Consider the following 26007-nt stretch of genomic DNA (forward strand, 5'->3'; position numbering starts at 1 on the left):
TCGTCAATCGAGAATTGTCTGAAAATGTGCCGGTTTAAATGTGTTGAATTCACTGACGCCATCGCTGGCAAGCCAGCTCCCACAGTGTCCGAAGGTGTTCACAGGTTTTGTGTTCACATCCGGAAATTGTGGGAGCTGGCTTGCCAGCGATGAGGCGAGTACAGGCGCTAGAAAATCAAAGCCCCTCCAGCTCCGCCATCAGATCATTCAACCGATCAACCTTCTCTTCAGTGATATCACTCGCCGCCAGTCCATCAATGTACTCGGCCAGTTCCTCCACCGTGCTGCACTCGAACATCGCCCGCAGCGGCACGTCACGTTGCAGGGTTTTCTGCACCCGCGAAGCGATCTGTGTGGCCAGCAACGAGTGTCCGCCCAGCTCGAAGAAGTTGTCGCGTACGCCGACCTGCTCGACTTTCAACACCTCAGCCCAGATATCAGCCAATGTCTGTTCAAGATCATTGCGCGGCGCCAGATAATCCTGGCTCTGCAACTGTCCGATCTCCGGCGCCGGCAAGGCTTTGCGGTCGAGTTTGCCGTTGGCATTCAGCGGCAGCTGATCGAGCCACAACCAGTGCAACGGCACCATGTATTCCGGCAGTTCGGCGCGCAGGCGTTGCTTGATCCGCTCCAGACGTTCACTTGGGTTGAGTGCCGAATCGGCCGCAACCAGATAGCCGACCAAATGCTTGCCATTGACGCCTTCCTGCACACCCACCGCACCATCACGCACTTCCGGCTGTTCATGCAGGCGCGCTTCGATCTCACCCAGTTCGATGCGGTACCCGCGAATCTTCACCTGATGGTCAACGCGGCCAACATATTCCAGCACACCGTCACTGCGACGCCGTGCCAGGTCACCGGTGCGATACAGACGCTCGCCCGGCGCGCCGAACGGGTTCGGCACAAACACTGGTGCGGTACGCAGCGGATCGCTGACATAACCGCGACCGACGCCCGTGCCTGCGACGCACAACTCACCCACCGCACCCAACGGCACCAGCTCCAGCGCGCCATCGACCAGGTACAGCAAGTTGTTGTCGGTCGGCGTACCGATCGGCAAGTAACTGCCGCGCGTCGAGGCCATGTCGACGCGGAAGAACGCCACGTCATCGGAACATTCCGCCGGACCGTAAGCGTTGACCAGACCGATGTCCGGGTAACGTAGCAGCCATTGATGCGCCAGTTCTGGCGGCATGGCTTCACCGGTCGGCAGCATCCAGCGCAGCCCATCGAGGCTCAGTCGCTCCGTGGCGAGCATGCCCTGAATCAGCGATGGCACGCTCTCCAACACGGTGATGCCCTGCGCTTGCACGTGCACCAACAAACCTTGCGGATCGTGGGCAAGCGTATTCGGCACGATGTCCACCCGCGCCCCGAACAGCGGTGCGGCGAGGAACTGCCAGACCGAAATATCGAAGCTTTGCGAAGCGGTCTGTGCGATCACGTCGGCGTCGCTCAGGTTCAGATACGGCATCTTGCTCAACTGGTTATTGAGCATGCCACGCTGCTCGACCATCACGCCTTTCGGCAGGCCAGTGGAGCCCGAGGTGTAGATCACGTAAGCGAGGTTGTCCGGGCCGCTATAGATGCCCAGGTCCTGCGCCGATGTCGCCGCCGCCTGAATCTCTTCCCACACCAGCAAGCGCGGACGATTGGCGCAGCTGAATTCATCCAGCAAGGTCTGCGCCTGTTCAACGCAGGCTTGGGTGCAGACCAGCACCGGCGTGCGGCTCAGCTCAATGATGCGCTGCAGACGCTGACTCGGCAGGCCCGGATCCAGCGGCAGATAACCCGCACCAGCCTTGAAGCTGCCGATGATCATGCCGAGCAGATCGAGATTACGCTCAGCAAGCAGCGCCACCGGTTGATCCATCTGCACACCCGCAGCGACCAGTGCATGGCCGAGTCGGTTGGCGTTGTGGTTCAGCTCGGCATAGCTCTGTTGCTGATCCAGGCAAGTGGCGGCAATGCGCTGCGGATGCGCGGCAACCTGCGCCTCGAACAGCGCAACGTAGCTTTGCTCCAGCGGATAATCGTGGGCACTCTGGTTGCAACCGTGCAGCAGGAAATCCTGTTCCTCGACGCCCAGCAGCGGCAGATCGGCCATGTCGCCGTGGAAGCCATCGACCAGCGCCAGCAGCAGACGCTTGAACTCGCCGAGCATGCGTTCGATGGTCGATTCGTCAAAATATCGCTGGTCATACGACAGATGCAGACCGAGGTCATCGCCCGGGTAGCACACCGCCGTCAGCGGGAAGTTGGTGTGCGTACGCCCCGAGTCCGAAGTCGCGTTCAGGCTCTGCGCCCGATCCAGCACCGAGACTTCCACCGGGGCATTTTCGAAGACGAAGAGGCTGTCGAACAGCGGCTGGCCTTTCGGCAATTCGCTCTGTTCCTGGATGTTCACCAGCGGCAGGTATTCGTACTCGCGAAGCTGCATGTTGCTGTCGAGCAAAGCGCTCAGCCACTGACGCACGCTGCTGCGCTCATCGCCCGCAGGCATCTTCACCCGCAGCGCAATACTGTTGATGAACAGGCCGACGGTGCGTTGCATCTCTGGCATTTCCACCGGACGCCCGGCCACCGTCACGCCGAACAGCACGTCCCGATCACCGCTCATGCGTCGCAGTACCAAGGCCCACGCCGCTTGGGCGAAGGTGTTGATGGTCAGCTGATGGGCCTGCGCCAGTTCACGCAGACGCGCACCGTCCTCGACGTTGAGACGGGTGTAGCGGTCGCCAACGATCATGCCGCCGCTTTCACCGGCGTGTTCACGCAGGAACGGCCGGTCGCTCGGGATCGGCGTGGTGCGTTCGAACCCTTGCAGGTTCTGCTCCCACCAGTTCCGCGCTTCGGCGAGGCTCTGGCGTTGCAGCCAGCCGATGTAATCGCGATAACGCGGCGGCACGGCGAGTTGTGCTTCGCGACCTTCACCGAGGGCGGTGTAGATTTCGAAGAAGTCGTTCATCAGCAGCGAACGGCACCAGGCATCGATGAGGATGTGGTGGTTGCTCATCATGAACCAGTAGCGCGCCGCGCCGACCTTGATCAGGCGCAAGTGGAACGGTGCCTGATTGAGCAGATCGAAACCGGCCTCACGCTCGTTTTTCAGCAGCGTTTGCAGCTTCGGTTCTTGCTCGGTTTCGGCGATGGCGCTCCAGTCCAGATATTCGATCGGCGTGCGACCCGGCGTGTGAATCACTTGCAGCATGTCTTCGCCGACGTTCCAGCAGAACGACGCACGCAACGCTTCGTGACGGGCGATCACCGCTTGCCAGGCCTGGGCGAAACGCTCGGCGTCGAGTTCGCTGTTGATGCGGTAGCGATCCTGCATGTAGTACAGACCGGTGCCCGGTTCGAGCAAGGTGTGCAGCAACATGCCTTCCTGCATCGGCGTCAGCGGATAAACATCTTCGATGTGCGCGGCGGGCACTGGCAAGGCATCGAGTTGCGCCTGAGTCAGCTTGGCCAGCGGGAAGTCCGACGGCGTCAGACCACCGGCGTCGTCTTGCAGGCAATGAGCGATCAGGCTTTGCAGCTCACCCAAGTAAGCATCGGCCAGATCGTGGATGGTTTGCACGTCGTAACGCTCTGCGCTGAAGGTCCAGCGCAGCAGCAGTTCACCGCCGTAAACCTGACTGTCGACGCTCAACTCGTTCGGCAACGGCGCCTGCGGATCGTGGGCGACACCGACCGGCTCATCCAGCGGCCGGAACAGCGCATCGCTGCCGAAGCTCTGGTCGAACTGGCCAAGGTAGTTGAAGGTGACCGGCGCATGCGGCAGCGCCGCCATGCTGCGCTGGCTGAGGTCATCGGCCAGATAACGCAGCACGCCATAACCGAGGCCTTTGTGCGGCACTTCGCGCAGTTGTTCCTTGATCGCTTTGATCGAAGCGCCCTGCCCCGCAGCTTCTTCGATGTTGTGCGGGGTCAGGCGCAATGGATAGGCGCTGGTGAACCAGCCGACGGTGCGGGTCAGGTCGATCTCGTCGAACAGGGTTTCACGACCGTGGCCTTCCAGTTGAATCAGTGCCGATGGCTGCCCGCTCCAACGGCACAGCACGCGGGCCAATGCGGTTAACAATAGATCGTTGACCTGCGTGCGATAAGCCGCCGGCGCCTGTTGCAGCAGCTGTTTGGTGTGTTCGGCATCGAGGCGCACGCTGACGGTTTGCGCATGACGATTCTGCTGGCCGCCCTGCGGGTTTTCGCACGGCAGCTCGGCGCTCGAACCGGCCAGTTGGGTCTGCCACCAGTTGAGTTCTTCGCGCAGGGATTCGCTGCCAGCGTAGGCCTGCAAACGCGCGGCCCAATCCTTGAAGGCGCTGGTTTTCGCCGGCAGTTTCACCGCCTGTTCGGCGTCGAGTTGGCGATACACGGTTTGCAGATCGTCGAGCAGAACCCGCCACGACACACCGTCGACGACCAAGTGATGGATGGCGATAAACAGGCGGTGCTGAGCTTCAGGGCCATCGACCAGCACGGCACGCACCAACGGGCCTTGCTCCAGGTCGAGGCTGCGCTGGGCGTCGGCGAACAGTGCTTCGCACTTGTCCATCGAAGTCACGCGCACTTGCCACAACACCGCCGTATCAGACGCCGCTTGGTGCGTCGCTTGCCACTCGCCGCTGGCTTGGCTGAAGCGCAGACGCAAGGCGTCATGCTGCTCGATCACCGCCAGCAACGCCTGCTCCAGACGATGCGGTTCGAGGATCGCGGTCGGTTCCAGCAACAGCGCCTGGTTCCAGTGCTGACGCTCAGGGATTTCCGTGTCGAAGAACCAATGCTGAATCGGCGTCAGACGCGACTCACCAGCGACCAGCCCTTGCTCCGCCGTCACCTGTTCGGTGCGGCTGGCCACAGCGGCGAGGGTCAGCACGGTCTGATGCTGGAACAGATCACGCGGGCTGAAATGAATGCCCTGCTGGCGCGCACGGCTGACCACTTGAATCGACAGAATCGAGTCGCCACCCAGTTCAAAGAAGTTGTCGTTGAGGCCAACCTGTTCGACGTTAAGCACCGCGCACCAGATCTGCGCCAAGGTCTGCTCGAGTTCATTGCTCGGCGCGACGTAGTCCTGACGATTGAGTTCAGGATCCGGCGCCGGCAAGGCGCGGCGGTCGAGTTTGCCGTTGGCGGTCAGCGGCATGCTCGCCAGCAGAATCAGGTGCGTTGGCACCATGTAATCCGGCAGCTGCGCCTTGAGGTGCGATTTGAGCGCGTCGCGCAGTTCAGCCTGTTTGGCTTCGCTTTGCTCGGCGACTTCAGTGACTAAATAGCCGACCAGTTGTTTGCCGCTCGGCGCATCGAGGGCGAGCACCACGGCTTCGCGAATCGAAGCGTGATCGAGCAGACGCGTTTCGATTTCGCCCAGTTCGATACGGAAGCCACGGATTTTTACTTGATGGTCGATGCGGCCAAGGTATTCAACCAAGCCATCAGCACGCTGGCGCACCAGATCGCCGGTGCGGTACATGCGCCCACCGTCAGCGGCGAACGGATCCGCGAGAAAACGTTCGGCGGTGATGCCCGGACGGTCGTGATAAGCCTGCGCCAGACCCGCGCCGCCGACGAACAATTCACCGGTCGCACCTTGCGGCACCAGTGCCAGATCGGCATCGAGAATGTAGGCGACACGCGCGCCGATCACGCTGCCGATCGGCACACTGCCGGCGCCCTCTTCCAGCACTTCCGGAGCGAGACTGGCCAACGGCATCACCACGGTTTCGGTCGGGCCGTAGGCGTTGAAGAACACCGCCGGTTTGAACGCCGCACGAATCCGTTGCAAGTGTTCGCCGGTCAACGCTTCGCCACCGGTGATGATCATCCGCACCGGGAGGATTTCGTTTTGCGTCGACAGGAACTGCGCCAACTGACTGCCGTAGCTCGGGGTGAAGCCGAGTACGTTGATTTTATGCGTGCGGATCAGGCCACAGATTTCTTCCGCGTCCCACTGACCTTGCGCACGCAGCACAACCTGCGCACCGCTAAGCAACGGCACCAGCAAACGCTCGGTAGCAGCGTCGAAGTTGATCGAATAGAAATGCAATTCGCAGTCGTCCGGGCGCATACCGAAACGCTCGATCACCGCTTGGCAATGCATGGCGATTTCGCCGTGGGAGACCACCACGCCTTTCGGCTTGCCGGTCGAACCCGAGGTGTAAATCAGGTAGGCCTGATGCTGCGGCAGGCTGATAAACGGCAGCTCAGTGGCCGGGTAAGCGGCGAGTGCCGCGCTGTCCTCTTCCTGGCACCAGCGCGCCACGCTTGGCGGCAGATCGCCGAGGGCTTGGAACATGGCGCGATCACTCAGCAGCAGACCAATGCGGCTGTCTTCGATCATGTAATGCAGACGGTCGAGCGGGTATTCCGGATCCAGTGGAACGTAAGCACCGCCAGCCTTGAGAATCGCCAGCAGGCCAATGACCATTTCCAGCGAACGCTCCAGCGCCAGACCAACCCGCACTTGCGGGCCGACGCCACGTTCACGCAAGGCCCAGGCCAGGCGATTGGCGCGGGCATCGAGTTCAGCGTAGCTCAGGGTCTGCCCGGCGAAAGTCAGGGCCGGTGCATCCTTACGGGCCAGCGCCTGCTCGGCGAACAGATGATGAATGCACTGATCGAGACGATGCTCGCCCGGCTCGATACCGAGGCTGTCGAGCAGTTGCTGTTGCTCAGGCTGGTCGAGCAGCGGCAATTCGCTGACGCGTTGTTGCGGATCGGCGATCAGCGCTTCGAGCAAATTGCGCCAATGTTTGGCCATGCGCGCGATGGTCGGCTCGTCGAACAGATCGGTGCTGTAAGTCAGGCAGCAACCGAGGCGATGGTCGAGGTCGGTGACTTCCAGGTTGAGGTCGAACTTGGTCGCCCGCGCATCGTTGGCCAAGTACTCGACGGTCATGCCGGCGAGCATGCGGCTCTGCTGGAATTCCCAGCGCTGCACGTTGCACATTACCTGGAACAACGGGTTGTAGGCGGCACTGCGCGGCGGCTGCAAGGCTTCGACCAGATGATCGAACGGCAGGTCCTGATGCGACTGGCCTTCGATCACGGTGTGGCGCACCTGCTCGAACAATTCGCCAACCGACATCATGCCGTCGAGCTGGCAACGCAGCACTTGGGTGTTGAGGAATGCACCGATCAGCCCTTCGCTTTCCGGGCGGATGCGGTTGGCCACCGGCGCGCCGATACGCAGATCGGCCTGGCCGCTGTAGCGGTATAGCAGCGTGGCGAGCGCGGCAGTCATGGTCATGAACAGGGTCAGACCGTTTTGCGCATTGAACGCCCGAACCCGTGCAGCGAGGTCGTCGCTCAGATCGAAACGGAACAGTTCACCCTGATGACTTTGCACCGGCGGACGCGGACGGTCGCCCGGCAATTCCAGCAGCGGATGTTCACGCCCAAGTTGCGCGGTCCAGTAGTCGAGTTGACGCTGACGTTCACCGGACTCCAGCCAGTTGCGCTGCCAGACGCTGTAGTCGAGGTATTGCACCGGCAGCGGTTCGAGCGGCGAATCGCGGTCATCGACAAAGGCTTCGTACAGCGCGCTGAGTTCGCGGGCGAAGATATCCATCGCCCAGCCTTCGGTGACGATGTGGTGCAGGGTCAGGACGAAGTAATGCTCCTGCTCGGCGGTTTTCACCAGACAGGCGCGCAGCAGCGGACCGCTTTCCAGATCGAACGGCAGATGCGCTTCTTCGTCGGCGAATTGCTGAACCTGTTGCTCGCGCAAATCGGCAGCAATCTTCGAGAAATCTTTCCAGCCCATGCGCACGCCAGTTTCGGCATGCACCTGCTGACGGGCGATGCCGTCGACACTCGGGAACGTGGTGCGCAGGGTTTCGTGGCGCAGGATCAGCGCTTGCAACGCGGCCTCGAAACGCTCGACATGCAGGACACCACGCAGGCGCGCCATGCCGCCGACGTTGTACGCCGGGCTGTCCGGCTCCATCTGCCAGAGGAACCACATGCGCTGTTGCGAGTATGACAACGGCACCGGTTGGGTGCGGTCGACCTTGTCGATTGGCGGCTGTTTATTGGTGCGACCGCTGACTTGAATCAGACGGATCTGCTCGGCGAAATCACCGAGTTCGCTGTGCTCGAACAACGCTCGCAACGGCAGCTCGACGTCGCAGGCCTGACGGGTCCGCGAGATGATTTGCGTGGCCAGCAGCGAGTGACCGCCGAGGGCGAAGAAGTCGTCACGCAGACCGACTTGCGCCAGGCCGAGCACTTCGCGCCAGATTGCGGCGATCTGTTGCTCAAGTTCAGTGACCGGTTCGACGTGTTCACGTACTTGCCATTGCGGCTCAGGCAAGGCGCGGCGGTCGAGTTTGCCGCTTGGGCTTAGCGGCATTGCGTCGAGGCGCATCAGTTGCGCCGGAACCATGTATTCCGGCAGCTCGGCAGCGAGTGCGGTTTTCAGCCAAGTGATTTGCTCGTCATGATTTTCGCTGGCATCGGTTGCGGTGAAGTAGCCGATCAGCTGCGCGCCGGCAGGGGTTTCACGCACCAGCACCACGGCTTGGGCGACGCCGTCCTGGGCGAGCAAGCGCGCTTCGATTTCTTCCGGTTCGACGCGGAAGCCACGCAGTTTGACCTGCTGATCGAGACGACCGAGGTATTCGATCACGCCATCGGAGGTCCAGCGCGCGCGGTCGCCGGTGCGGTACAAACGCGCGCCGTGCTCGCCCAGTGGATCGACCACGAAGCGTTCTGCGGTCAACGATGGCCGACCGAGATAACCGCGAGCCAGACCAATGCCGCTGATGCACAGTTCCCCCGGCACACCGACCGGCACTGGATTGAGATCGGCGTCGAGCACGCGGCAAATCACGTTGCCCAACGGACGGCCAATCGGCGAGCGCTCGCCATCGGTACTGGTGCAGTGCCAATGGGTGACGTTGATTGCGGTTTCGGTCGGGCCGTAACGGTTGTGCAATTGCACCGCTGGGAGTTGTGCGAGGACGCGGTTGCGCAGTTCGGCTGGCAGCGCTTCACCGCCGGAAAACACCCGGCGCAGGCTGGTGCATTCGGCGCTCAGCGGCTCGTCGATGAACAGCGAGAGCAGCGGCGGGACAAAGTGCAGCGTGGTCACGCCGTATTCCTGAACCAGCTGAGCAATGCGATGCGGATCGCGGTGTTCACCGGGGCCGGCGATCAACAGACGCGCGCCGGTGATCAACGGCCAGAAGCATTCCCACACCGACACGTCGAAACTGATCGGCGCCTTTTGCATCAGCACATCGGTTTCATTCAGGCGATAGGTGTTCTGCATCCATTGCAGACGTTCGGCCAGTGCCGCGTGAGTGTTGCCGACGCCTTTCGGCTGACCGGTGGAACCCGAGGTGTAAATTACGTAGGCGAGGTTGTCGCCGTGCAGGTGCAGACCCGGCGCCTGGCTCGGCCAGTTTTCCAGGTGCAACGCGTCCATGGCGATCACGCTGACGCCGTCGCTGGCCGGCAAGCGGCCGAGCAATTCGGTCTGGGTCAGCAGCAGTTCGACGCCACTGTCGCGGAGCATATAGGCGAGGCGTTCGGCCGGGTAATCCGGGTCCAGCGGCACGTATGCACCGCCGGCCTTGATGATTGCCAACAGACCGATCAGCAATTGCGGCGAACGCTCGGCGGCGATGGCCACGCAAACGTCCGGGCCGACGCCTTTGTCACGCAGGTAATGCGCGAGGCGGTTGGCCTGAGTATGCAGTTCAGCGAAGTCGAGGCTGCCTCCGTCCCACACCAACGCGGTGCGTTCCGGCGTTTGTCGCGCCTGCTCATTAAGCAGTTCCGGCAGCCACTGTTGCGCCAGAGTGCACGGTGCGACGCTCCAGTTTTCTTGCTGATCGTGCTCGCCGACGGTGAGCAGTTGCAGGTCGCCAATCGCTTGTTCCGGACGTTCGCAAACTTCGCGCAGCAGGTTGCTGAAGTGTTCGGCCAGACGCGCAATGGTCGTGGCATCGAACAATTCGCTGGCGTAGTCGAACGACAAAGTCAGGCGACCATTACGGTCTTCTTCGCTGTGCAGTTGCAGATCAAACTTGGCTTCGCGGCTGTGCCACGGCAGTTCTTCGGCGAGCAGTCCCGGCAGGCGTTTGAGCGCACTCAAGTCGCGCTGCTGGTGGTTGAACATGACCTGAAACAGACCCTGTTCGCGGGCCTGCGGGAAGGCTTCGAGCAATTGTTCGAACGGCAGATCCTGATTCGCCTGCGCACCGAGTGCAGCTTGGCGGGTCTGCGCCAGCAGTTCGACGAATGACAGGCGCGAATCAATCTCGGCCCGCAGCACTTGGGTGTTGATGAAGAAGCCGATCAAGCCTTGGGTTTCCAGGCGCGGACGGTTGGCATTAGGCACGCCGACGCGAATGTCGCGCTGACCGCTGTAGCGATGCAGCAAACTCTGCAACGCCGAGAGCAGCAGCATGAACGGCGTCGATTGATGCGCCTGGGCAGTTTGGCGGATTGCATCGCTGAGGCTGACGCCCAGACGCAGGGTGTGGCGTGCGGCGCTGTGAATGTGTTGAGCCGAACGCGGATGATCGGTGGCCAGTTCCAGCGCCGGATGCTCGTCACCCAACTGCGCTATCCAATACGCCAGTTGCCGCTCACCCTCGCCTTGCGCCAGCCATTGGCGCTGCCAACTGCCGTAATCGGCGTATTGGGTTGGCAACGCTGCGAGGTTGGCGCTCGCACCTTGTGATGCAGCGGCATACAGCCGCGAGAACTCGTCGATCAATACGTTCAGCGACCAGCCGTCGGCGATGATGTGGTGCATCGTCACCAGCAGTTGGTGATCTTCGTCATCGAGACGCACCAGCGTCACCCACAGCAGCGGGCCTTTTTCCAGGTCGAACTGGGTGCGCGCTTCGTCTTCGCGGATTTGCAGGGCGCGGGCTTCACGCTCATGGGCCGGCAGGTCGCTGATGTCGATCAGTTGCAGGTTGAATTCGGCGGCGCCATCGACTTGTTGCAGAGCGACGCCGTCGCGCTCGAAGAAACGTGTGCGCAGCGATTCGTGGCGTTCGATCAGTTGCTGGAAGCTGGCGCGCAAGGCGTCTTCGTCGAGTTCGCCGCGCAAGCGCAGGCCGCCGGGAATGTTGTAGGCGCTGCTTTGCGGGTCCAGTTGCCAGGTGATCCACAGGCGGTTTTGCGCCAGCGATTGCGGCATAGGCTCGCTGCGCGATAGCGTGGTGATTGCGCCTTGGGCACTGCCGCCGTCCTGTTGCTGTTGCGCCACGGCTGCGGCGAACTCGGCCAGCGTCGGCGCTTCGAACAGCAGACGCAGGTTCAGCTCAAGGCCAAGCTCTTCGCGAACCTTGGCAATCACTTGCGTAGCGGCGATCGAGTTGCCGCCAAGCAGAAAGAAGTGGTCGTCGGCGTTGACCTGTTTGACGTTGAGTTGCTCGGCCCAGATCTTGCCGATCAAGGCTTCGAGTTCCGAGCCGCTGGTGGTCGACTCTTGAATTTCGGATGCAGTCGACGGGAACACCGCGTAGCTGTCCAGGCTGCCATCGGCCAGACGATTGCGGCACGCCGAGCGCTGCAATTTACCGCTGGAGGTTTTCGGAAGCGCGCCCGGATTGAGCAGTACCACCACGTTTGGTGCTTCCTGATAAGCCTCGGCCACCGCTTGGCGAATGGCTTTGATCAGGGCTTCCGGCGGCAGGATTTTCTGCACGCTGCGGCTGATTTCCGCGGCGATGCCGATGCCTTCTTCGCCATTCTGATTGATCGCGAAGGCAGCGACGCGGCCCTTGCGCACCACTTCCACTTCGTTTTCGACGGTCTTCTCGATGTCCTGCGGATACAGGTTGTGGCCGCGCACGATCAGCATGTCTTTCAAGCGACCGGTGACGAACAGTTCGCCGTCACGCATAAAGCCTAGGTCGCCGGTGCGCAGCCAGGTGCGGCCGGCGTGCTGGACGAAGGTCTTGGCGCTGGCCTCCGGGTTGCGCCAGTAGCCGAGCGCGATGCTCGGGCCGGCGGCCCAGACTTCACCTACAGCGTTGTCAGCCAGTTCTTCAAGGGAATTGGGTTCGACGATCAGCACCGCGTGTTCCGGCTGGCTGATGCCGCAACTCATGATCGGACTGCCCTCGCCCGGCTCGGCGCGGTTTTGTGCCAAGGCTTGATCGTCCACGTGCAACGCTGGAATACCGGTGCCGCGCGGTGTACCGGCGACGAACAGCGTCGCCTCAGCCAGGCCGTACGAGGCCATGAAATTGTCGGCACTGAAACCGCACGCGGTGAACTTCTCGGCGAAGCGCTCGAGGGTGTCGAGACGGATCGGCTCGGAGCCGGAATAAGCCACCCGCCAGCGGCTCAGGTCGAGACGTTCAAGCGCCGATTCGCTGACCCGTTCGCTGCACAAGCGGTAGGCAAAATCCGGCCCGCCGCTGATGGTGCCGCGGTATTGGCTGATCGCTTCGAGCCAGCGCAATGGACGGCCAAGGAAATACGCCGGGGACATCAGGATGCACGGCACGCCGCTGAAGATCGGTTGCAGCAGACCGCCGATCAACCCCATGTCGTGATACAGCGGCAACCAGCTGACGATGACGTCGTCCGGGTTCACATCGATGCCGAAACCGTGACGGATCAGCAATTCGTTGGCCACCAGATTGCCGTGGCTGACTTGCACGCCTTTGGGCAGCGCGGTCGAGCCCGAGGTGTATTGCAGGAAGGCGATGTGGTCTTGCGGCAGGTTCGGTTCGATCCATTGTTCGGCCAGCGCGCGGTCGAGGGTATCGACACACAACAGCGGCGGCGCGCCTTCGATCTGCTGCAAGGCATCCCGCAGGTCGGCGCTGGTCAGCAACAAGCGTGGCTCGGCGTCGGCGATGATCGATAGCAGACGCTCCTGATGGTGACGACGGGCGGACTCCGGCGGATAGGCCGGCACGGCGATCACGCCTGCGTACAGGCAACCGAAGAACCCCGCGACATAGTCCGGGCCGCTGGGAAACAGCAGCACTGCGCGATCGCCGAACTCCACCTGAGCCTGCAGCGCAGCCGCAATGGTGCGCGCGCGTTCATCCAGTTCGCGGTAACTGAGTACCACGCCCTGTTCCTCGGTTTCAGCGAGAAAACGCAAGGCCAGTTGATCCGGCGTCAGGGCCGCGCGGCGCTGGAGGGCTTGGACCAGGGTGCTGGGGAGTTCAAACGCGTCGGTCATGGGGTTTCCTGCCTGAATTCGGCTTGCGAGTGGAATCGGGTTGCTGTGTCACGCCCTTCAAGGGCATGCAGGGCGCGGTCTACGCCGACCGCGCAAGGCACTGGAATGCTGTCTGGCCGGGACTCAGTACCCGGAACCATTCACCAATGAGAACGGATGACGTCTTGAAATAATTAGTCGGCAGGCTGGATCGCCAATGGGGCTGGGGTGTGGCGGCGTGTCGCAGTTCTCACAATGCACCGATTTGGATCATTAGTTCTCTTTCTCATTTGACAATCATTATCATTCAACATAATTTGTCGCTCGATGTGTAGGACGGCCCCTTCCCCCCAGGCGTCCCACTAACCTATTTGGCAGCAAGGTGATTTCCATGACGGAACAAGTATCCACAAGCAGGTGCGATTCACCGCTACTTCAGGCATTCGTCGAAAATCGACTGATTCTGGTCAAGATTGCAGCACGCATTACCGGCTGCCGCTCGCGTGCCGAAGACGTGGTGCAGGATGCGTTTTTCCGACTGCAGTCGGCGCCACCGATCACGTCGTCGATCAAGGCGCAATTGAGTTATCTGTTCCAGATCGTGCGCAACCTTGCCATCGATCACTACCGCAAACAGGCGCTGGAACAGAAGTACTCCGGCCCTGAAGAGGAAGGGCTGAACGTGGTCATTCAGGGTGCTTCGCCGGAAACCTCACACATCAACTTTTCGACCCTGGAACACATCGCCGACGCACTCACCGAGCTACCGAGCCGCACGCGCTATGCGTTCGAGATGTACCGCCTGCACGGTGTGCCGCAAAAGGACATCGCCAAGGAACTCGGCGTGTCGCCGACCCTGGTCAACTTCATGATTCGTGATGCACTGGTGCACTGCCGCAAGGTCTCGGGCAGTCGTCGGGATGCGGTGATTGCGGGTCGTCGCTGATCAGCAGAATGTGCAGCGCCTTCAATCGCTAGCAGGGCTAGCTCCCACATGGGTTTTGTGAGCGACAAAAATCCACTGTGGGAGCTAGCCCTGCTAGCGATGGCGGCCTCAAGATCACCCTGGATCTTGAGGCCTGATCATCAGACCAACTTGCACCGATCAAAAAACCGCTCACGCCCCAGAATCATCAACGCCGCGCGCTTGTGCGGGAAGTCGAACTCCTTCTCGCAGTGGAAGCACTGATTCTGCATATGCCCGATCATCTTCGCGTTGTCGGCACGCGGCTCGGCGACCACCCGCTGAGTGCGCGGATCATCGAGAAACAGGTAATGCACCAGCGCCGATAGCCAACTCGCCACTTTGTGCGGGCCGCGATGATTTTCCTCGCCCACCAGCATGTGAATGCCACGATCGTAATTGTCGGCATCGTAGAACGGCGCGATGCGATCTTCCTTGGCCCAATAGGCTTCGAAATAAGCAAACGGCTGATCATCGAAACAACCAATCAACGTCAACGTGTGCGGATCGGCGTCGAGCTTGCTCAAGTATTCGCGGTGCTTCTCGAGGCTGCCCTCTTCCTGCCAGAAACTGGCCACGCGCGGGCTGTTCTGCCAGCGGTTGAAGCGCGGCAGATCTTCTTCGATTTCGACGGTACGCAGGGAAATCCACGCGCCAAGACGCGCATCGAAGCGCCGATAGACTTCACCGCGCGGCTTCACCGGTCGCAGCGGATGGCGCTTGCCCTGGCTGATGACCATTTGCTGCGGATAGCTGCCGGTCAGCGAAGCGCCGAGCCATGGCTGTGGCAGTTGCCAGAACAACGTGCGCTCGCAGCGATATTCGCCGACCACTTCAGTGCTCACCAGCAAACCACTGAGCAAGGCTTCGGTGGGCGGCTGATCCAGCTGCCAAGTCAATTGCTGACACTCCGGATCACGCGCAAACAGCCAATAACAGGCCGCCCACAACGCTTGCCCCGGCGGCAAGGCAAAACGTTCATCGATCTGGATCGGCCCTTTGCCTTCACGATCGAGGCGCAGGCGAATCAGCGGTTGCCCGTCCAGGCTCAGGCTCAGGCGGCTTTCAGTGGTATCAGCGATCAGTTGACTGCCCGAAGGCAAGGCCAAGGCAGTCAGGTCATTCAGATTGGACATGGGTCGGGCTCACGATAATCGTCGACAGTTCAACGAAGTGACGTGATCCGGGCGGGAAAATTTAGCGTGCGCACGCAAATCGCTGGCTCAGCGATGAGGCACCGGCACCACTGCAATCTTGTACGGATCGAAAATCTTCAGCATCTCGCCATTGTCACGCAAGCCTTGCAGCAATTTGCCGAACGCCTCACCAGTGATCGGTGCAGTCGGGCGCAGGATCGCGTAGTGGTGGTAGACCTGATCGATGCGCTGCGAGACGAGCAACTCATTGCGCACCTTCTCGTTGCGCAGCAGGTAATCGCTCAGATACGAACGGGTCACCAGGGCAATATCGGCACGCCCGCGCAGCACCATCAACAAGTTGCTGTCGTGGGAATAGGTCAACGTGGCATTGAAGTTCTGCGCGAGGAACTTGGGATCGGCGTTGAAGTTGGCGAATTCGTAGTGATAACCGCTGAACAGCGCCAGACGCTTGCCGGTCAGGCTCGCAAAGTAGTTTTGCTGACGACCGTCTTCACGCTGCGCGACGAAAATTTCCGCGTCCTCGAGGCCCATGTCGACATCGCTGTGGGGGATGTCTTTCCAGCCCCACTCCGGGTTTTCGAAAATCGCCATGTCGATCCGGCCTTGCTTGAAATCACCGAAGCGCCGCGGAATCGAAGTCGGCACCAAAACAAACTGATAGTCGTTTTGCAGACGGTTCAACGCCTCGACCAATTGCGGTAGCAGACCGGTGTCGGCACCGTTTTCCGGGCGAATGGTGTAAGGCGGAAAATGCGCCGCGCCAACCCGAACCAATTGCGCTGCGTGAGCGGGCAATACCCAAAGTGCAGCCAGCGCTGCGAGCAAAAACCCCGCGGCCGTCCGAATTGGCAAAGACTTCAAAACACCCCACTCCCCGAAAAAATACCGATCAATGCATTCAAGCTAGGCGGTTTCGCCCAGTTAGCCAGTTTCCCGGCTGGATAGAAAGCGCCTCAGCGCTCTTCGAGGACCAGAATAAGCGCCTCGTCCGCCAGTTGATCGAGGCTCAAACTGCCGCCGGCACGGAACCAGGTGGTGGTCCAGGACAGTGCGCCAGTAAGGAAACGTCGGGTAATAAATACGTCGCCGCGAATAAACCCGGCGTCCTTCGCTTCGCCGAGCACTTGTAGCCAGATCTCTTCGTAAACGTCGCGCAGCGCGAGGACTTTGGCCTGGCCCTCTTCGGACAGCGAGCGCCATTCATATACCAGCACCGCCATGGCTTCGCCGCTGCCACCCATGATCGACTGCAATTCGCAGCGAATCAGTGCCAGCACCCGCTCGCGCACATTGCCGGCGTCGGCCAGCGCGGCGCGCATCAACGCGGTGTTGTAACGGATGGTTTCCTCCATCACCGCGCGAAGGATTTCATCCTTGCTTTTGAAGTGATGGAAAATGCTCCCCGACTGGATGCCGACCGCGCCGGCCAGGTCGCGCACCGTGGTGCGCTCATAGCCTTTGTTACGGAACAGGTGGGCCGCCACTTGCAGCAGTTTGCCGCGGGCGCTGTCGGGGTCGGTCAACTGGCCTTCTTCGACCAATTCGCGCATGACCCTCAGGGCTTTTTGCTCGTCCACCCGTTCTCTCCTACAGTCGATCAGTCTGTTACCCCCTGTAACCGCAGGGTTGCGCGCAATTTAAGCCGCCAGCCGCGACCAAGCAAGCGCTTGGGCGGAAGATAATTTCAACTGTTTACAAACCAAGCGCTTGCTTGGTAGCCTCCAGACACTTCTGCCGCAGGTTACTGAGTCGGAGATAAAAATGCCCACCACCGTTCGCATCGGATGCGCCAGTGCATTCTGGGGAGACACCTCGACCGCCGCCGCGCAGTTAGTGGCAGGCGGCGATCTGGACTATCTGGTCTTCGATTACCTGGCCGAGATCACCATGTCGATCATGGCCGGCGCGCGCATGAAGGATCCGCAGACAGGGTTCGCCGGCGACTTCGTCGAAGTACTGGCGCCACTGCTGCCGCAACTCGCCGAACAGAATATCCGCGTCATCAGCAACGCCGGCGGGGTCAACCCGCAAGCCTGCGCCGCCGCCCTGCAAGCGGCCTGCGCCAAGGCCGGCATCGACGTGAAAATTGCCGTACTGCTCGGCGATGACCTGCAACCACAATTCAAACAACTAAGCGGCGTCACCGAGATGTTCAGCGGTGCCCCGCTGCCGCCGATGTGCGTGTCGACCAACGCCTACCTCGGCGCCCCGGGCATTGTCGAAGCCTTGCGCCTGGGCGCTGACATCGTCATCACCGGTCGGGTGGTCGACAGCGCGGTGGTCAGCGCCGCACTGGTGCACGAATTCGGCTGGTCGTGGCACGACTACGACAAACTCGCCCAGGCGGCACTTGCCGGGCACATCATCGAATGCGGCGCGCAATGCACCGGTGGCAATTTCACCGATTGGCGCGACGTGCCCGATTACGAGCACATCGGTTTCCCGATCGTTGAAGTCAGCGCCGACAGCCAATTCATCGTCAGCAAACCCGAAGGCTCCGGCGGACTGGTCACGCCACTGACCGTCGGCGAGCAAATGCTTTACGAGATCGGCGACCCGCAGGCCTATCTGCTGCCTGACGTGGTGTGCGATTTCACCGAGGTCAAGCTTCAACAACAAGGTAAAAACGTCGTACACGTCCATGGCGCCAAAGGCTTGCCGCCGAGTGACAAATACAAGGTCAGCGCCACGTATCCGGACGGTTTTCGCTGCACCGCCAGTTGCCTCATCGCTGGCATCGATGCGGTGGATAAAGCCCGCCGCGTCAGTCAGGCGATCCTCGACAAGACCTCGGAAATGTTCAGCCAGCGCGGCTGGGCGCCTTACAGCGAAACCCACATCGAACTGCTCGGCAGCGAAGCGACCTACGGCCCCCACGGCCAGCGCCAGGACAGCCGCGAAGTGGTGATCAAACTCGCCGTGCGCCATCCGAGCAAACAGGCGCTGGTGCTGTTCTCCCGGGAAATCGCCCAGGCCGCGACCGGTATGGCGCCGGGGCTGACCGGCATCGTCGGCGGGCGGCCAACGGTGTATCCGCTGATCCGCCTGTTCTCGTTCCTGATCGATAAAAACGCCTGCACTTTGCAGATCGATCTGGCCGGTGAGCGCTATCCCTGCGCCCTGCCCTCGCTGGATGTGCTCGACAGCGCAGATTTACCGATTGCCCAGCAGCCACCGAAACCTCAAGGCCGCGCCGATGCCAGTGTGCCGTTAATAAAACTCGCGGTAGCGCGTTCCGGCGACAAGGGCAATCACAGCAATATCGGCGTGCTGCCGCGCAAACCCGAATACCTGCCGTGGATCGCCGAAGCGCTGACCCCGGCAGTGATCGTCGACTGGATGCGCCACGTACTCGACCCGATCCACGGCCGGGTCGAACGCTGGTATCTGCCCGGCACCCACAGCCTCAACTTTCTCCTGGAAAACGCCCTCGGTGGTGGCGGCGTGGCGAGTTTGCGCATTGACCCACAAGGCAAAGCCTTCGCCCAGCAGTTATTGGAAATCCAGATCCCGGTGCCGCAGAGCATCGCCGAACAGCTCGACTAGAGGATGCTGTGCATGGCTTACGCGTCGATTTTCAATGCCGATCTGTTCAGCGGCCAAACCATCATCGTCACTGGCGGCGGCAGCGGTATCGGTCGTTGCACCGCCCATGAACTGGCGGCACTCGGCGCCAATGTGCTGCTGGTCGGGCGCAAGCCGGAAAAGCTCGAAAAAGTCGCCGCTGAAATCGCCGAAGACGGGGGCCGCGCACACTGGAAGGCCTGCGATATCCGCGATGAAGAAGCGGTGAAGCAATTGGTGAAAGAACTGATTGCCGAGCACGGGCCGATCCACGGTCTGGTCAACAATGCCGGCGGCCAATACCCGTCGCCGCTGGCTTCAATCAATCAGAAAGGTTTCGAAACCGTGCTGCGCACCAATCTGGTGGGCGGTTTTCTGATGGCGCGGGAAGTGTTTAACCAGTCGATGAGCAAACACGGCGGCAACATCGTCAACATGCTCGCCGACATGTGGGGCGGCATGCCCGGCATGGGCCATTCGGGCGCGGCCCGTTCGGGCATGGATAACTTCACCAAGACCGCCGCGTTCGAATGGGGTTATGCCGGGGTACGGGTCAACGCGGTGGCGCCGGGCTGGATTGCGTCCAGCGGCATGGACACTTACGAAGGCGCGTTCAAAGCGGTGATCCCTACCCTGCGTGAACATGTGCCGCTCAAGCGCATCGGCACCGAATCGGAAGTCAGCGCGGCGATTGTGTTTCTGCTCAGCCCGGCGGCGGCGTTCATCAGTGGCAGCACCTTGAAAATCGATGGCGCGGCCAGCCTCGGCAGCCGTGCGTGGCCGCTGCACAAGGCGACTCACAGCGAGTCGTTCAACGGCTTCCACCGCGCGTACTTACCCGACGTGCTCAAGGACAAGGAGTAAGCCATGCCGCAGATCCAGTCCCAACTCGACCCGCACAGCGAGACCTTTGTCCGCAATCGTGCGGCGATGCTCACGGCCATCGAACACGTCCAGCAACTCGAACAGAACCTGCTGAACAAGGCCGCCGAGGCCAAAGCGAAATTCGACAAACGCGGGCAATTACTGCCCCGCGAACGCCTGAACCTGTTGCTCGATCCCGGCGCACCGTTCCTCGAACTGGCCAGCCTCGCCGGCTACAAACTGCACGACGATAAGGACGGCAGCTCGGCCGGCGGCGGACTGATCGCCGGTATCGGTTATATCTGCGGCATCCGCGCGATGGTCGTGGCGAATAACAGCGCGATCAAGGGCGGCACGATCTCGCCAAGCGGCCTGAAAAAATCCCTGCGCCTGCAACAGATCGCCCAGGAAAACAAACTGCCGGTGATCACCCTCGCCGAAAGCGGTGGCGCCAACCTCAACTACGCCGCCGAGATTTTCGTCGAAGGCGCACGCAGTTTTGCCAATCAGGCGCGCATGTCAGCGATGGGTTTGCCGCAGATCACCGTGGTGCACGGCTCGGCCACGGCGGGTGGCGCTTATCAGCCGGGGCTGTCGGATTACGTGGTGGTGGTGCGAGGCAAGGCCAAACTGTTTCTGGCCGGCCCACCGCTGTTGAAAGCGGCCACCGGTGAAGTGGCCACCGACGAAGAACTGGGCGGCGCCGAGATGCACGCGCAGGTTGCCGGCACGGCTGAATACCTGGCCGAAAACGATGCCGACGGCGTGCGTCAGGTGCGCGAAATCCTCCGTATGTTGCCGTGGAACGAGCAACTGCCATGGCTGCCGGAGCCCCAATACAAAGAGCCGCTCTACCCCATCGAAGAGTTGCTCGGGCTGATCCCGGATGATCCGAAAAAACCTTACGACGTGCGGGAGATCATCGCGCGCATTGCCGATGAATCTTGCTTCGTCGAATTCAAGGGCGAATTCGATCAGCAAACCATTTGCGGTCAATTGAAGATTCAGGGCCGCGCCTGCGGCTTCATCGGCAACAACGGCCCGATCACGCCGAACGGCGCGAGCAAGGCCGCGCAGTTCATTCATTTGTGCGATCAGAGCCAGACACCGTTGCTGTTTTTCCACAACATCACCGGCTTCATGGTCGGCACCGAATCGGAACAGCAAGGCGTGATCAAACACGGCTCGAAACTGATTCAAGCGGTGGCCAACGCGCGGGTGCCTAAACTGACCATCGTCGTCGGCGGTTCTTATGGCGCGGGCAACTATGCGATGTGCGGACGCGGCCTCGACCCGCGCTTCATCTTCGCCTGGCCGAACAGCCGCACGGCAGTGATGGGCGGCGCGCAGGCCGGCAAAGTCTTGCGCATCGTCACCGAAGCCAAACAGCTCAAGGACGGTTTGACGCCCGACCCGAAAATGCTCGACATGCTCGAACAGGTCACCGCACAAAAACTCGACAGCCAGTCCACCGCCCTCTACGGCAGCGCCAACTTGTGGGACGACGGGCTGATCGACCCACGCGACACGCGCACCCTGCTCGGCTACTTGCTGGACATCTGCCACGAAGCCGACATTCGCACGCTGCAACCCAACAGCTTCGGCGTCAGCCGGTTCTGACCGCCACGGATCTTACGGAGAACAATAAAAAATGATCTTCACCCCGGAACACGAAGCCCTGCGCCGTACCGTCCGCCAGTTCGTCGAGCACGAGATCAATCCGCACGTCGATGAATGGGAAAAGGCCGGCCGCTTTCCGATCCACGAGATCTTCCGCAAGGCCGGCGACCTCGGTTTGCTGGGCATTTCCAAACCGGAAAAATTCGGCGGCATGGGACTCGACTACAGCTATTCGATTGTCGCCGCTGAAGAGTTCGGCACCATTCATTGCGGCGGCATTCCGATGTCGATCGGCGTGCAGACCGACATGTGCACGCCGGCCCTCGCCCGCTTCGGCTCCGATGATTTACGCGACGAGTTTCTGCGTCCGGCAATCACCGGCGAGCAGGTTGGCTGCATCGGTGTTTCCGAGGTTGGCGCCGGTTCCGACGTCGCCGGGCTGAAAACCAGTGCACGCAAAGACGGCGACGATTACGTGATCAACGGCAGCAAGATGTGGATCACCAACTCGCCGAGTGCTGATTTCATTTGCCTGTTGGCCAACACTTCGGACGATAAACCGCACATCAACAAGTCGCTGATCATGGTGCCGATGAACACGCCGGGGATCAGTCTCAGTTCGCACCTGGACAAACTCGGCATGCGCAGTTCGGAAACGGCGCAGGTATTTTTCGACGACGTGCGCGTGCCGCAGCGCAACCGCATCGGCCACGAAGGCGCCGGGTTCATGATGCAGATGTTGCAGTTCCAGGAGGAACGCCTGTTCGGCGCGGCGAACATGATCAAGGGGCTGGAATATTGCGTCGACAGCACCATTGAGTACTGCAAGGAGCGCAAGACCTTCGGCAATGCGCTGATCGACAATCAGGTCATCCACTTCCGCCTCGCCGAATTGCAGACCGAAATCGAATGCCTGCGCGCCTTGGTTTATCAAGCGACCGAGCAGTATGTGAAAGGTCAGGACGTGACGCGGCTGGCATCGATGGCCAAGCTCAAGGCCGGGCGCCTTGGCCGCGAAGTCAGCGACAGCTGCCTGCAATATTGGGGTGGCATGGGTTTCATGTGGGACAACCCGGTGGCCCGCGCCTATCGCGATGTGCGCCTGGTGTCGATTGGCGGCGGCGCTGACGAAATCATGCTGGGGATCATCTGCAAACTGATGGGCATTCTGCCGGGGAAAAAGAAATGACCAGCCTGCCGGATTGCCAGACGCTGTTGCTGGAACTGCATGGCGGCGTGCTGCACATCACCCTCAATCGCCCGGACAGCCGCAATGCGATGAGCCTGCAGATGGTCAGCGAATTGCGCGCGGTGCTGGCGTCGGTACGCGATGACCGCAGCGTTCGCGCGCTGGTGCTCAGCGGTGCCGGCGGGCATTTCTGTGCCGGCGGCGACATCAAGGACATGGCCAACGCCCGCGCTCAGGGCAGCGATGCTTACCGCGATTTGAACCGCGCGTTCGGGGCGATGCTGGAAGAAGCGCAACACGCGCCGCAAGTGCTGATCACCGTGCTGCAAGGCGCGGTGCTCGGCGGTGGTTTTGGATTGGCCTGTGTCAGCGATATCGCGATTGCCGACCATCAGGCGCAATTCGGTCTGCCGGAAACCAGCCTCGGTTTGCTGCCGGCACAAATCGCACCGTTCGTGGTGCAACGCATTGGTCTGACCGAGGCGCGGCGCCTGGCGCTTACCGCTGCGCGTTTTGACGGCCATCAGGCACGGCGTCTGGGGCTGGTGCATTTTGTCGAACAGGACCCGCAAGCGCTGGCCGAACGTCTAGATGAGGTGCTGCAACATGTGTTGTGTTGTGCGCCGGAAGCGAATGCCATGACCAAGCGATTGCTGTTGGCGAGTGCCGGGCAGCTTTCGAGTGAATTGCTCGATGAGGCCGCGCAGATGTTCAGCGAAGCGGTGACGGGGGAAGAAGGGATCGAGGGCACCATGGCTTTCGTGCAGAAGCGTAAACCGCGGTGGGCCACCTAAAAAGCATCGCTGGCAAGCCAGCTCCCACAGGGGATTTGCGTCGTTAACAAAACCTGTGGGAGCTGGCTTGCCAGCGATGAGGCCAGCACATCCACCGCCAAAACCTCAGGAAACCCACCATGCCCGCCATCCAGAAAATCCTGATCGCCAACCGCGGTGAAATCGCCTGCCGCATCCAGCGCACCGCCCAGGCGTTGGGCTACCGCACCGTCGCCGTCTACAGCGACGCCGATGCCGATGCCCTGCATGTGCAAATGGCCGATCAAGCCGTACACATTGGCCCGTCCCCGGTTCAGCAGTCGTATCTGAATATTCCGGCGATCCTCGACGCCGCCCGTCGCAGCGGCGCCGACGCGATCCATCCCGGCTACGGCTTTCTTTCGGAAAACGCCGACTTCGCCCGCGCCTGCGAACAGGCCGGCCTGACGTTCATCGGCCCTAGCGTCGCAGCCATCGAACTGATGGGCAGCAAACGCCGGTCGAAAATCGCCATGCTCGCAGCCGGCGTACCGTGCATCGCCGGTTATCAAGGCGCCGAGCAGGACGACGCCACCCTGTTGCGCGAAGCTGAACGCATCGGCTACCCCTTGATGATCAAGGCCAGTGCCGGTGGCGGCGGTCGCGGCATGCGCCTCCTCCACGATGGCGCTGATTTACCGGCACAATTGCGCACCGCACGCTCCGAAGCCTTGAACGGTTTTGGCAGCGACGAACTGATCCTCGAACAGGCGCTGATCGAGCCGCGCCACGTCGAAGTGCAACTGTTCGGCGATCAACAGGGCAATCTGATTTACCTCGGCGAACGCGATTGCTCGGTGCAACGGCGTCACCAGAAAGTCATCGAAGAAGCGCCCTGCCCGGTGATGACCGCCGAGTTGCGTCAGGCCATGGGTGAAGCGGCGCTGAAAGCCGGGCGCGCAGTGAATTATGTCGGCGCTGGCACTGTGGAGTTCTTGCTCGATGCACGCGGCCAATTCTACTTTCTGGAGATGAACACGCGCTTGCAGGTCGAACACCCGGTGACCGAACTGATCACCGGGCTGGATCTGGTGGCGTGGCAACTATGGGTTGCCGAGGGGCAGCCGTTGCCGCTGACTCAGGATCAAGTCCAGCTCAGCGGCCATGCCATGGAAGTGCGACTGTATGCCGAAGACCCGGCGCAGGGTTTTCTGCCACAAACCGGTCGCATCACGGCGTGGGAGCCGGCGCAGCAACACGGCGCACGCATCGACCACGGCTTGTACGAGGGCCAGTCCGTCAGCCCATTTTACGATCCGATGCTCGGCAAACTGATCGCCCACGGCGCCACTCGCGAGGAGGCGCGACGCAAACTCCTGCGCGCGGTCCAGGACACGGTGCTGCTCGGAGTGCAAAGCAATCAGCGCTTGCTGGTCAGCCTGTTGCAACATCCACAGTTCATCAGCGGCAACTTCAGCACGGCATTCATCGGGCAGCATTTCAGCGATCACCCAAGCCTCAACAGGTACTCGCCGAGTGTCGAAGATCTGGCCATCGCCGCGGTGCTGTTCTATCAAACCAGCGCCCTCACCCATCGCAAACCACTTTCCGGTTGGCGCAATAACGCCAGCGTGCCACTGCTTTATCGCCTCGGTCTCGACGAACAGAACTGGGCCCTGCAACTGCTTGCTGAACCGCAAGGCGTGTTCAAGGTGAATGTCGCCGAACGCACACTCGAATTGAAACTGATCAACCAGGACGCGCAGTCGGTGACCCTGGAAATCGACGGCTTGCGCCAGCGTCACGCCTATCGCCTCGTTGCCGATCAACTCTGGCTGTTCACGCATCCCGGCGCCCTGCGACTGGAGGATCGAACTCACGCGGTGATCGACAGTCAGACCAGCGTCAGTTCCGGCACCTTGAAAGCACCGATGGACGGTGCCATCGTCGACGTTCTGGTCAGCGAAGGCAGCCCGGTCAGCAAAGGTCAATTGCTGGTGGTGCTGGAGGCAATGAAAATGGAGCACCCGCTCAAGGCCGGCATCGACGGCGTGCTCAAGCGGGTGCAGGTCAAGGTCGGCGATCAGGTAAAAAATCGTCAGGTTCTGTTGCAGGTCGAGTAGTCAGCCGAGCGCAAATGCAGGGTTTGGCTACGCTCTGAATAATCAGAACGCGGAAATCAGGAACCCTGCGATGCCCCACTGGCTGGTCATAGATCTGGAAGCCACTACCGACGAGGGTGGCTGGCCGGTCACCGAGATGGAAATTATCGAGATCGGCGCCACGCTGGTTGATCGTGCCGGGCGCGAGCAGGATCACTTCCAGCGCTTCGTCAAACCGACACGACGGCCCCTGCTGACGCCATTTTGTCGCGAGCTGACGCACATTACCCAAGCCAATATCGATGCGGCGCAGCCACTCAACGAAGTCTGGCCGGCGTTCGAGCGTTGGCTCGCGCAACATCAGCCACGCCTCGAAGGCTGGGCCAGTTGGGGCGATTACGACCGCAAGCAATTGCTTCAGGAATGGCAGCGCCTGCAGATCGACAGCGGCTTGAGCCGCGTGCCGCACATGAACCTCAAGCAACGTTTCGCCAAGGCCCGACGCCTCGAGCGTCCGCTGGGCCTCAATGGTGCGCTGCAGCTGGCGGGGATGCAGTTCAGCGGTCAGCAACATCGGGCGCTGGAAGATGCGCGCAATACCGCGCGATTATTGCCACTGGTGTTGCCACTCTAGGGTCA

General features: G+C 61.2%; 12 protein-coding genes. 8 read left to right on the plus strand and 4 right to left on the minus strand.

Annotated elements, in window-relative coordinates:
* Positions 1 to 175: 175 nt before the first annotated feature.
* Positions 176 to 13174 (minus strand): non-ribosomal peptide synthetase, encoded by a 12999-nt coding sequence (locus tag AC3Y64_RS19510; RefSeq protein ID WP_489984941.1) that lies wholly within the window; start codon positions 13172 to 13174, stop codon positions 176 to 178.
* A gap of 370 nt (positions 13175 to 13544) precedes the next feature.
* Here AC3Y64_RS19510 and AC3Y64_RS19515 point away from each other — a divergent pair, with 370 nt between their 5' ends.
* The gene (locus tag AC3Y64_RS19515; RefSeq protein WP_122591893.1) at positions 13545 to 14099 is read left to right on the plus strand and encodes an RNA polymerase factor sigma-70; all 555 of its coding nucleotides are present in this window, start codon (positions 13545 to 13547) and stop codon (positions 14097 to 14099) included.
* Positions 14100 to 14239: 140 nt separating this feature from the next.
* On the opposite strand, the gene AC3Y64_RS19520 is transcribed toward AC3Y64_RS19515, so the two are convergent.
* From AC3Y64_RS19520 to AC3Y64_RS19530, 3 genes are all read right to left on the minus strand, one after another.
* On the minus strand, positions 14240 to 15253 hold the full coding sequence (locus tag AC3Y64_RS19520) for a GNAT family N-acetyltransferase (RefSeq protein WP_489984942.1): 1014 nt from the start codon (positions 15251 to 15253) through the stop codon (positions 14240 to 14242).
* An 87-nt stretch (positions 15254 to 15340) separates the two neighbouring features.
* The gene (locus tag AC3Y64_RS19525) at positions 15341 to 16138 is read right to left on the minus strand and encodes a substrate-binding periplasmic protein (protein ID WP_489984943.1); all 798 of its coding nucleotides are present in this window, start codon (positions 16136 to 16138) and stop codon (positions 15341 to 15343) included.
* A gap of 92 nt (positions 16139 to 16230) precedes the next feature.
* Positions 16231 to 16854, minus strand: a complete 624-nt coding sequence (locus tag AC3Y64_RS19530) for a TetR/AcrR family transcriptional regulator (RefSeq protein ID WP_489984944.1) — start codon at positions 16852 to 16854, stop codon at positions 16231 to 16233.
* 184 nt (positions 16855 to 17038) lie between these two features.
* Here AC3Y64_RS19530 and AC3Y64_RS19535 point away from each other — a divergent pair, with 184 nt between their 5' ends.
* The 7 genes from AC3Y64_RS19535 to AC3Y64_RS19565 all read left to right on the plus strand — a co-directional run bounded on the left by AC3Y64_RS19535 (position 17039) and on the right by AC3Y64_RS19565 (position 26002).
* Positions 17039 to 18823, plus strand: a complete 1785-nt coding sequence (locus tag AC3Y64_RS19535; protein WP_489984945.1) for an acyclic terpene utilization AtuA family protein — start codon at positions 17039 to 17041, stop codon at positions 18821 to 18823.
* Between the two features lie 12 nt (positions 18824 to 18835).
* Complete coding sequence (locus AC3Y64_RS19540; protein WP_116030556.1) at positions 18836 to 19705, plus strand: SDR family oxidoreductase; 870 nt, start codon at positions 18836 to 18838, stop codon at positions 19703 to 19705.
* A gap of 3 nt (positions 19706 to 19708) precedes the next feature.
* Positions 19709 to 21325 (plus strand): geranyl-CoA carboxylase subunit beta, encoded by a 1617-nt coding sequence (gene atuC / locus AC3Y64_RS19545; protein WP_489984946.1) that lies wholly within the window; start codon positions 19709 to 19711, stop codon positions 21323 to 21325.
* Between the two features lie 31 nt (positions 21326 to 21356).
* Positions 21357 to 22514, plus strand: a complete 1158-nt coding sequence (atuD, locus tag AC3Y64_RS19550; protein WP_489984947.1) for a citronellyl-CoA dehydrogenase — start codon at positions 21357 to 21359, stop codon at positions 22512 to 22514.
* Positions 22511 to 23308, plus strand: coding sequence for an enoyl-CoA hydratase/isomerase family protein (locus AC3Y64_RS19555; protein WP_489984948.1), 798 nt, complete (start codon positions 22511 to 22513; stop codon positions 23306 to 23308). Before atuD ends, AC3Y64_RS19555 begins: the two co-directional genes overlap by 4 nt.
* 119 nt (positions 23309 to 23427) lie before the next feature.
* Positions 23428 to 25389, plus strand: a complete 1962-nt coding sequence (locus AC3Y64_RS19560) for an acetyl/propionyl/methylcrotonyl-CoA carboxylase subunit alpha (protein ID WP_489984949.1) — start codon at positions 23428 to 23430, stop codon at positions 25387 to 25389.
* A 70-nt stretch (positions 25390 to 25459) separates the two neighbouring features.
* Complete coding sequence (locus tag AC3Y64_RS19565) at positions 25460 to 26002, plus strand: 3'-5' exonuclease (RefSeq protein ID WP_158959338.1); 543 nt, start codon at positions 25460 to 25462, stop codon at positions 26000 to 26002.
* Positions 26003 to 26007 lie beyond the last annotated feature (5 nt).

This window comes from Pseudomonas sp. 4CAES_32.4 (assembly GCF_058136335.1).

Coding starts and splice junctions, on each gene's coding strand:
- AC3Y64_RS19510 (WP_489984941.1), bottom strand. CDS start 13,174: ATGACCGACGCGTTTGAACTCCCCAGCACCCTGGTCCAAGCCCTCCAG.
- AC3Y64_RS19515 (WP_122591893.1), top strand. CDS start 13,545: ATGACGGAACAAGTATCCACAAGCAGGTGCGATTCACCGCTACTTCAG.
- AC3Y64_RS19520 (WP_489984942.1), bottom strand. CDS start 15,253: ATGTCCAATCTGAATGACCTGACTGCCTTGGCCTTGCCTTCGGGCAGT.
- AC3Y64_RS19535 (WP_489984945.1), top strand. CDS start 17,039: ATGCCCACCACCGTTCGCATCGGATGCGCCAGTGCATTCTGGGGAGAC.
- AC3Y64_RS19540 (WP_116030556.1), top strand. CDS start 18,836: ATGGCTTACGCGTCGATTTTCAATGCCGATCTGTTCAGCGGCCAAACC.
- atuC (WP_489984946.1), top strand. CDS start 19,709: ATGCCGCAGATCCAGTCCCAACTCGACCCGCACAGCGAGACCTTTGTC.
- atuD (WP_489984947.1), top strand. CDS start 21,357: ATGATCTTCACCCCGGAACACGAAGCCCTGCGCCGTACCGTCCGCCAG.
- AC3Y64_RS19555 (WP_489984948.1), top strand. CDS start 22,511: ATGACCAGCCTGCCGGATTGCCAGACGCTGTTGCTGGAACTGCATGGC.
- AC3Y64_RS19560 (WP_489984949.1), top strand. CDS start 23,428: ATGCCCGCCATCCAGAAAATCCTGATCGCCAACCGCGGTGAAATCGCC.
- AC3Y64_RS19565 (WP_158959338.1), top strand. CDS start 25,460: ATGCCCCACTGGCTGGTCATAGATCTGGAAGCCACTACCGACGAGGGT.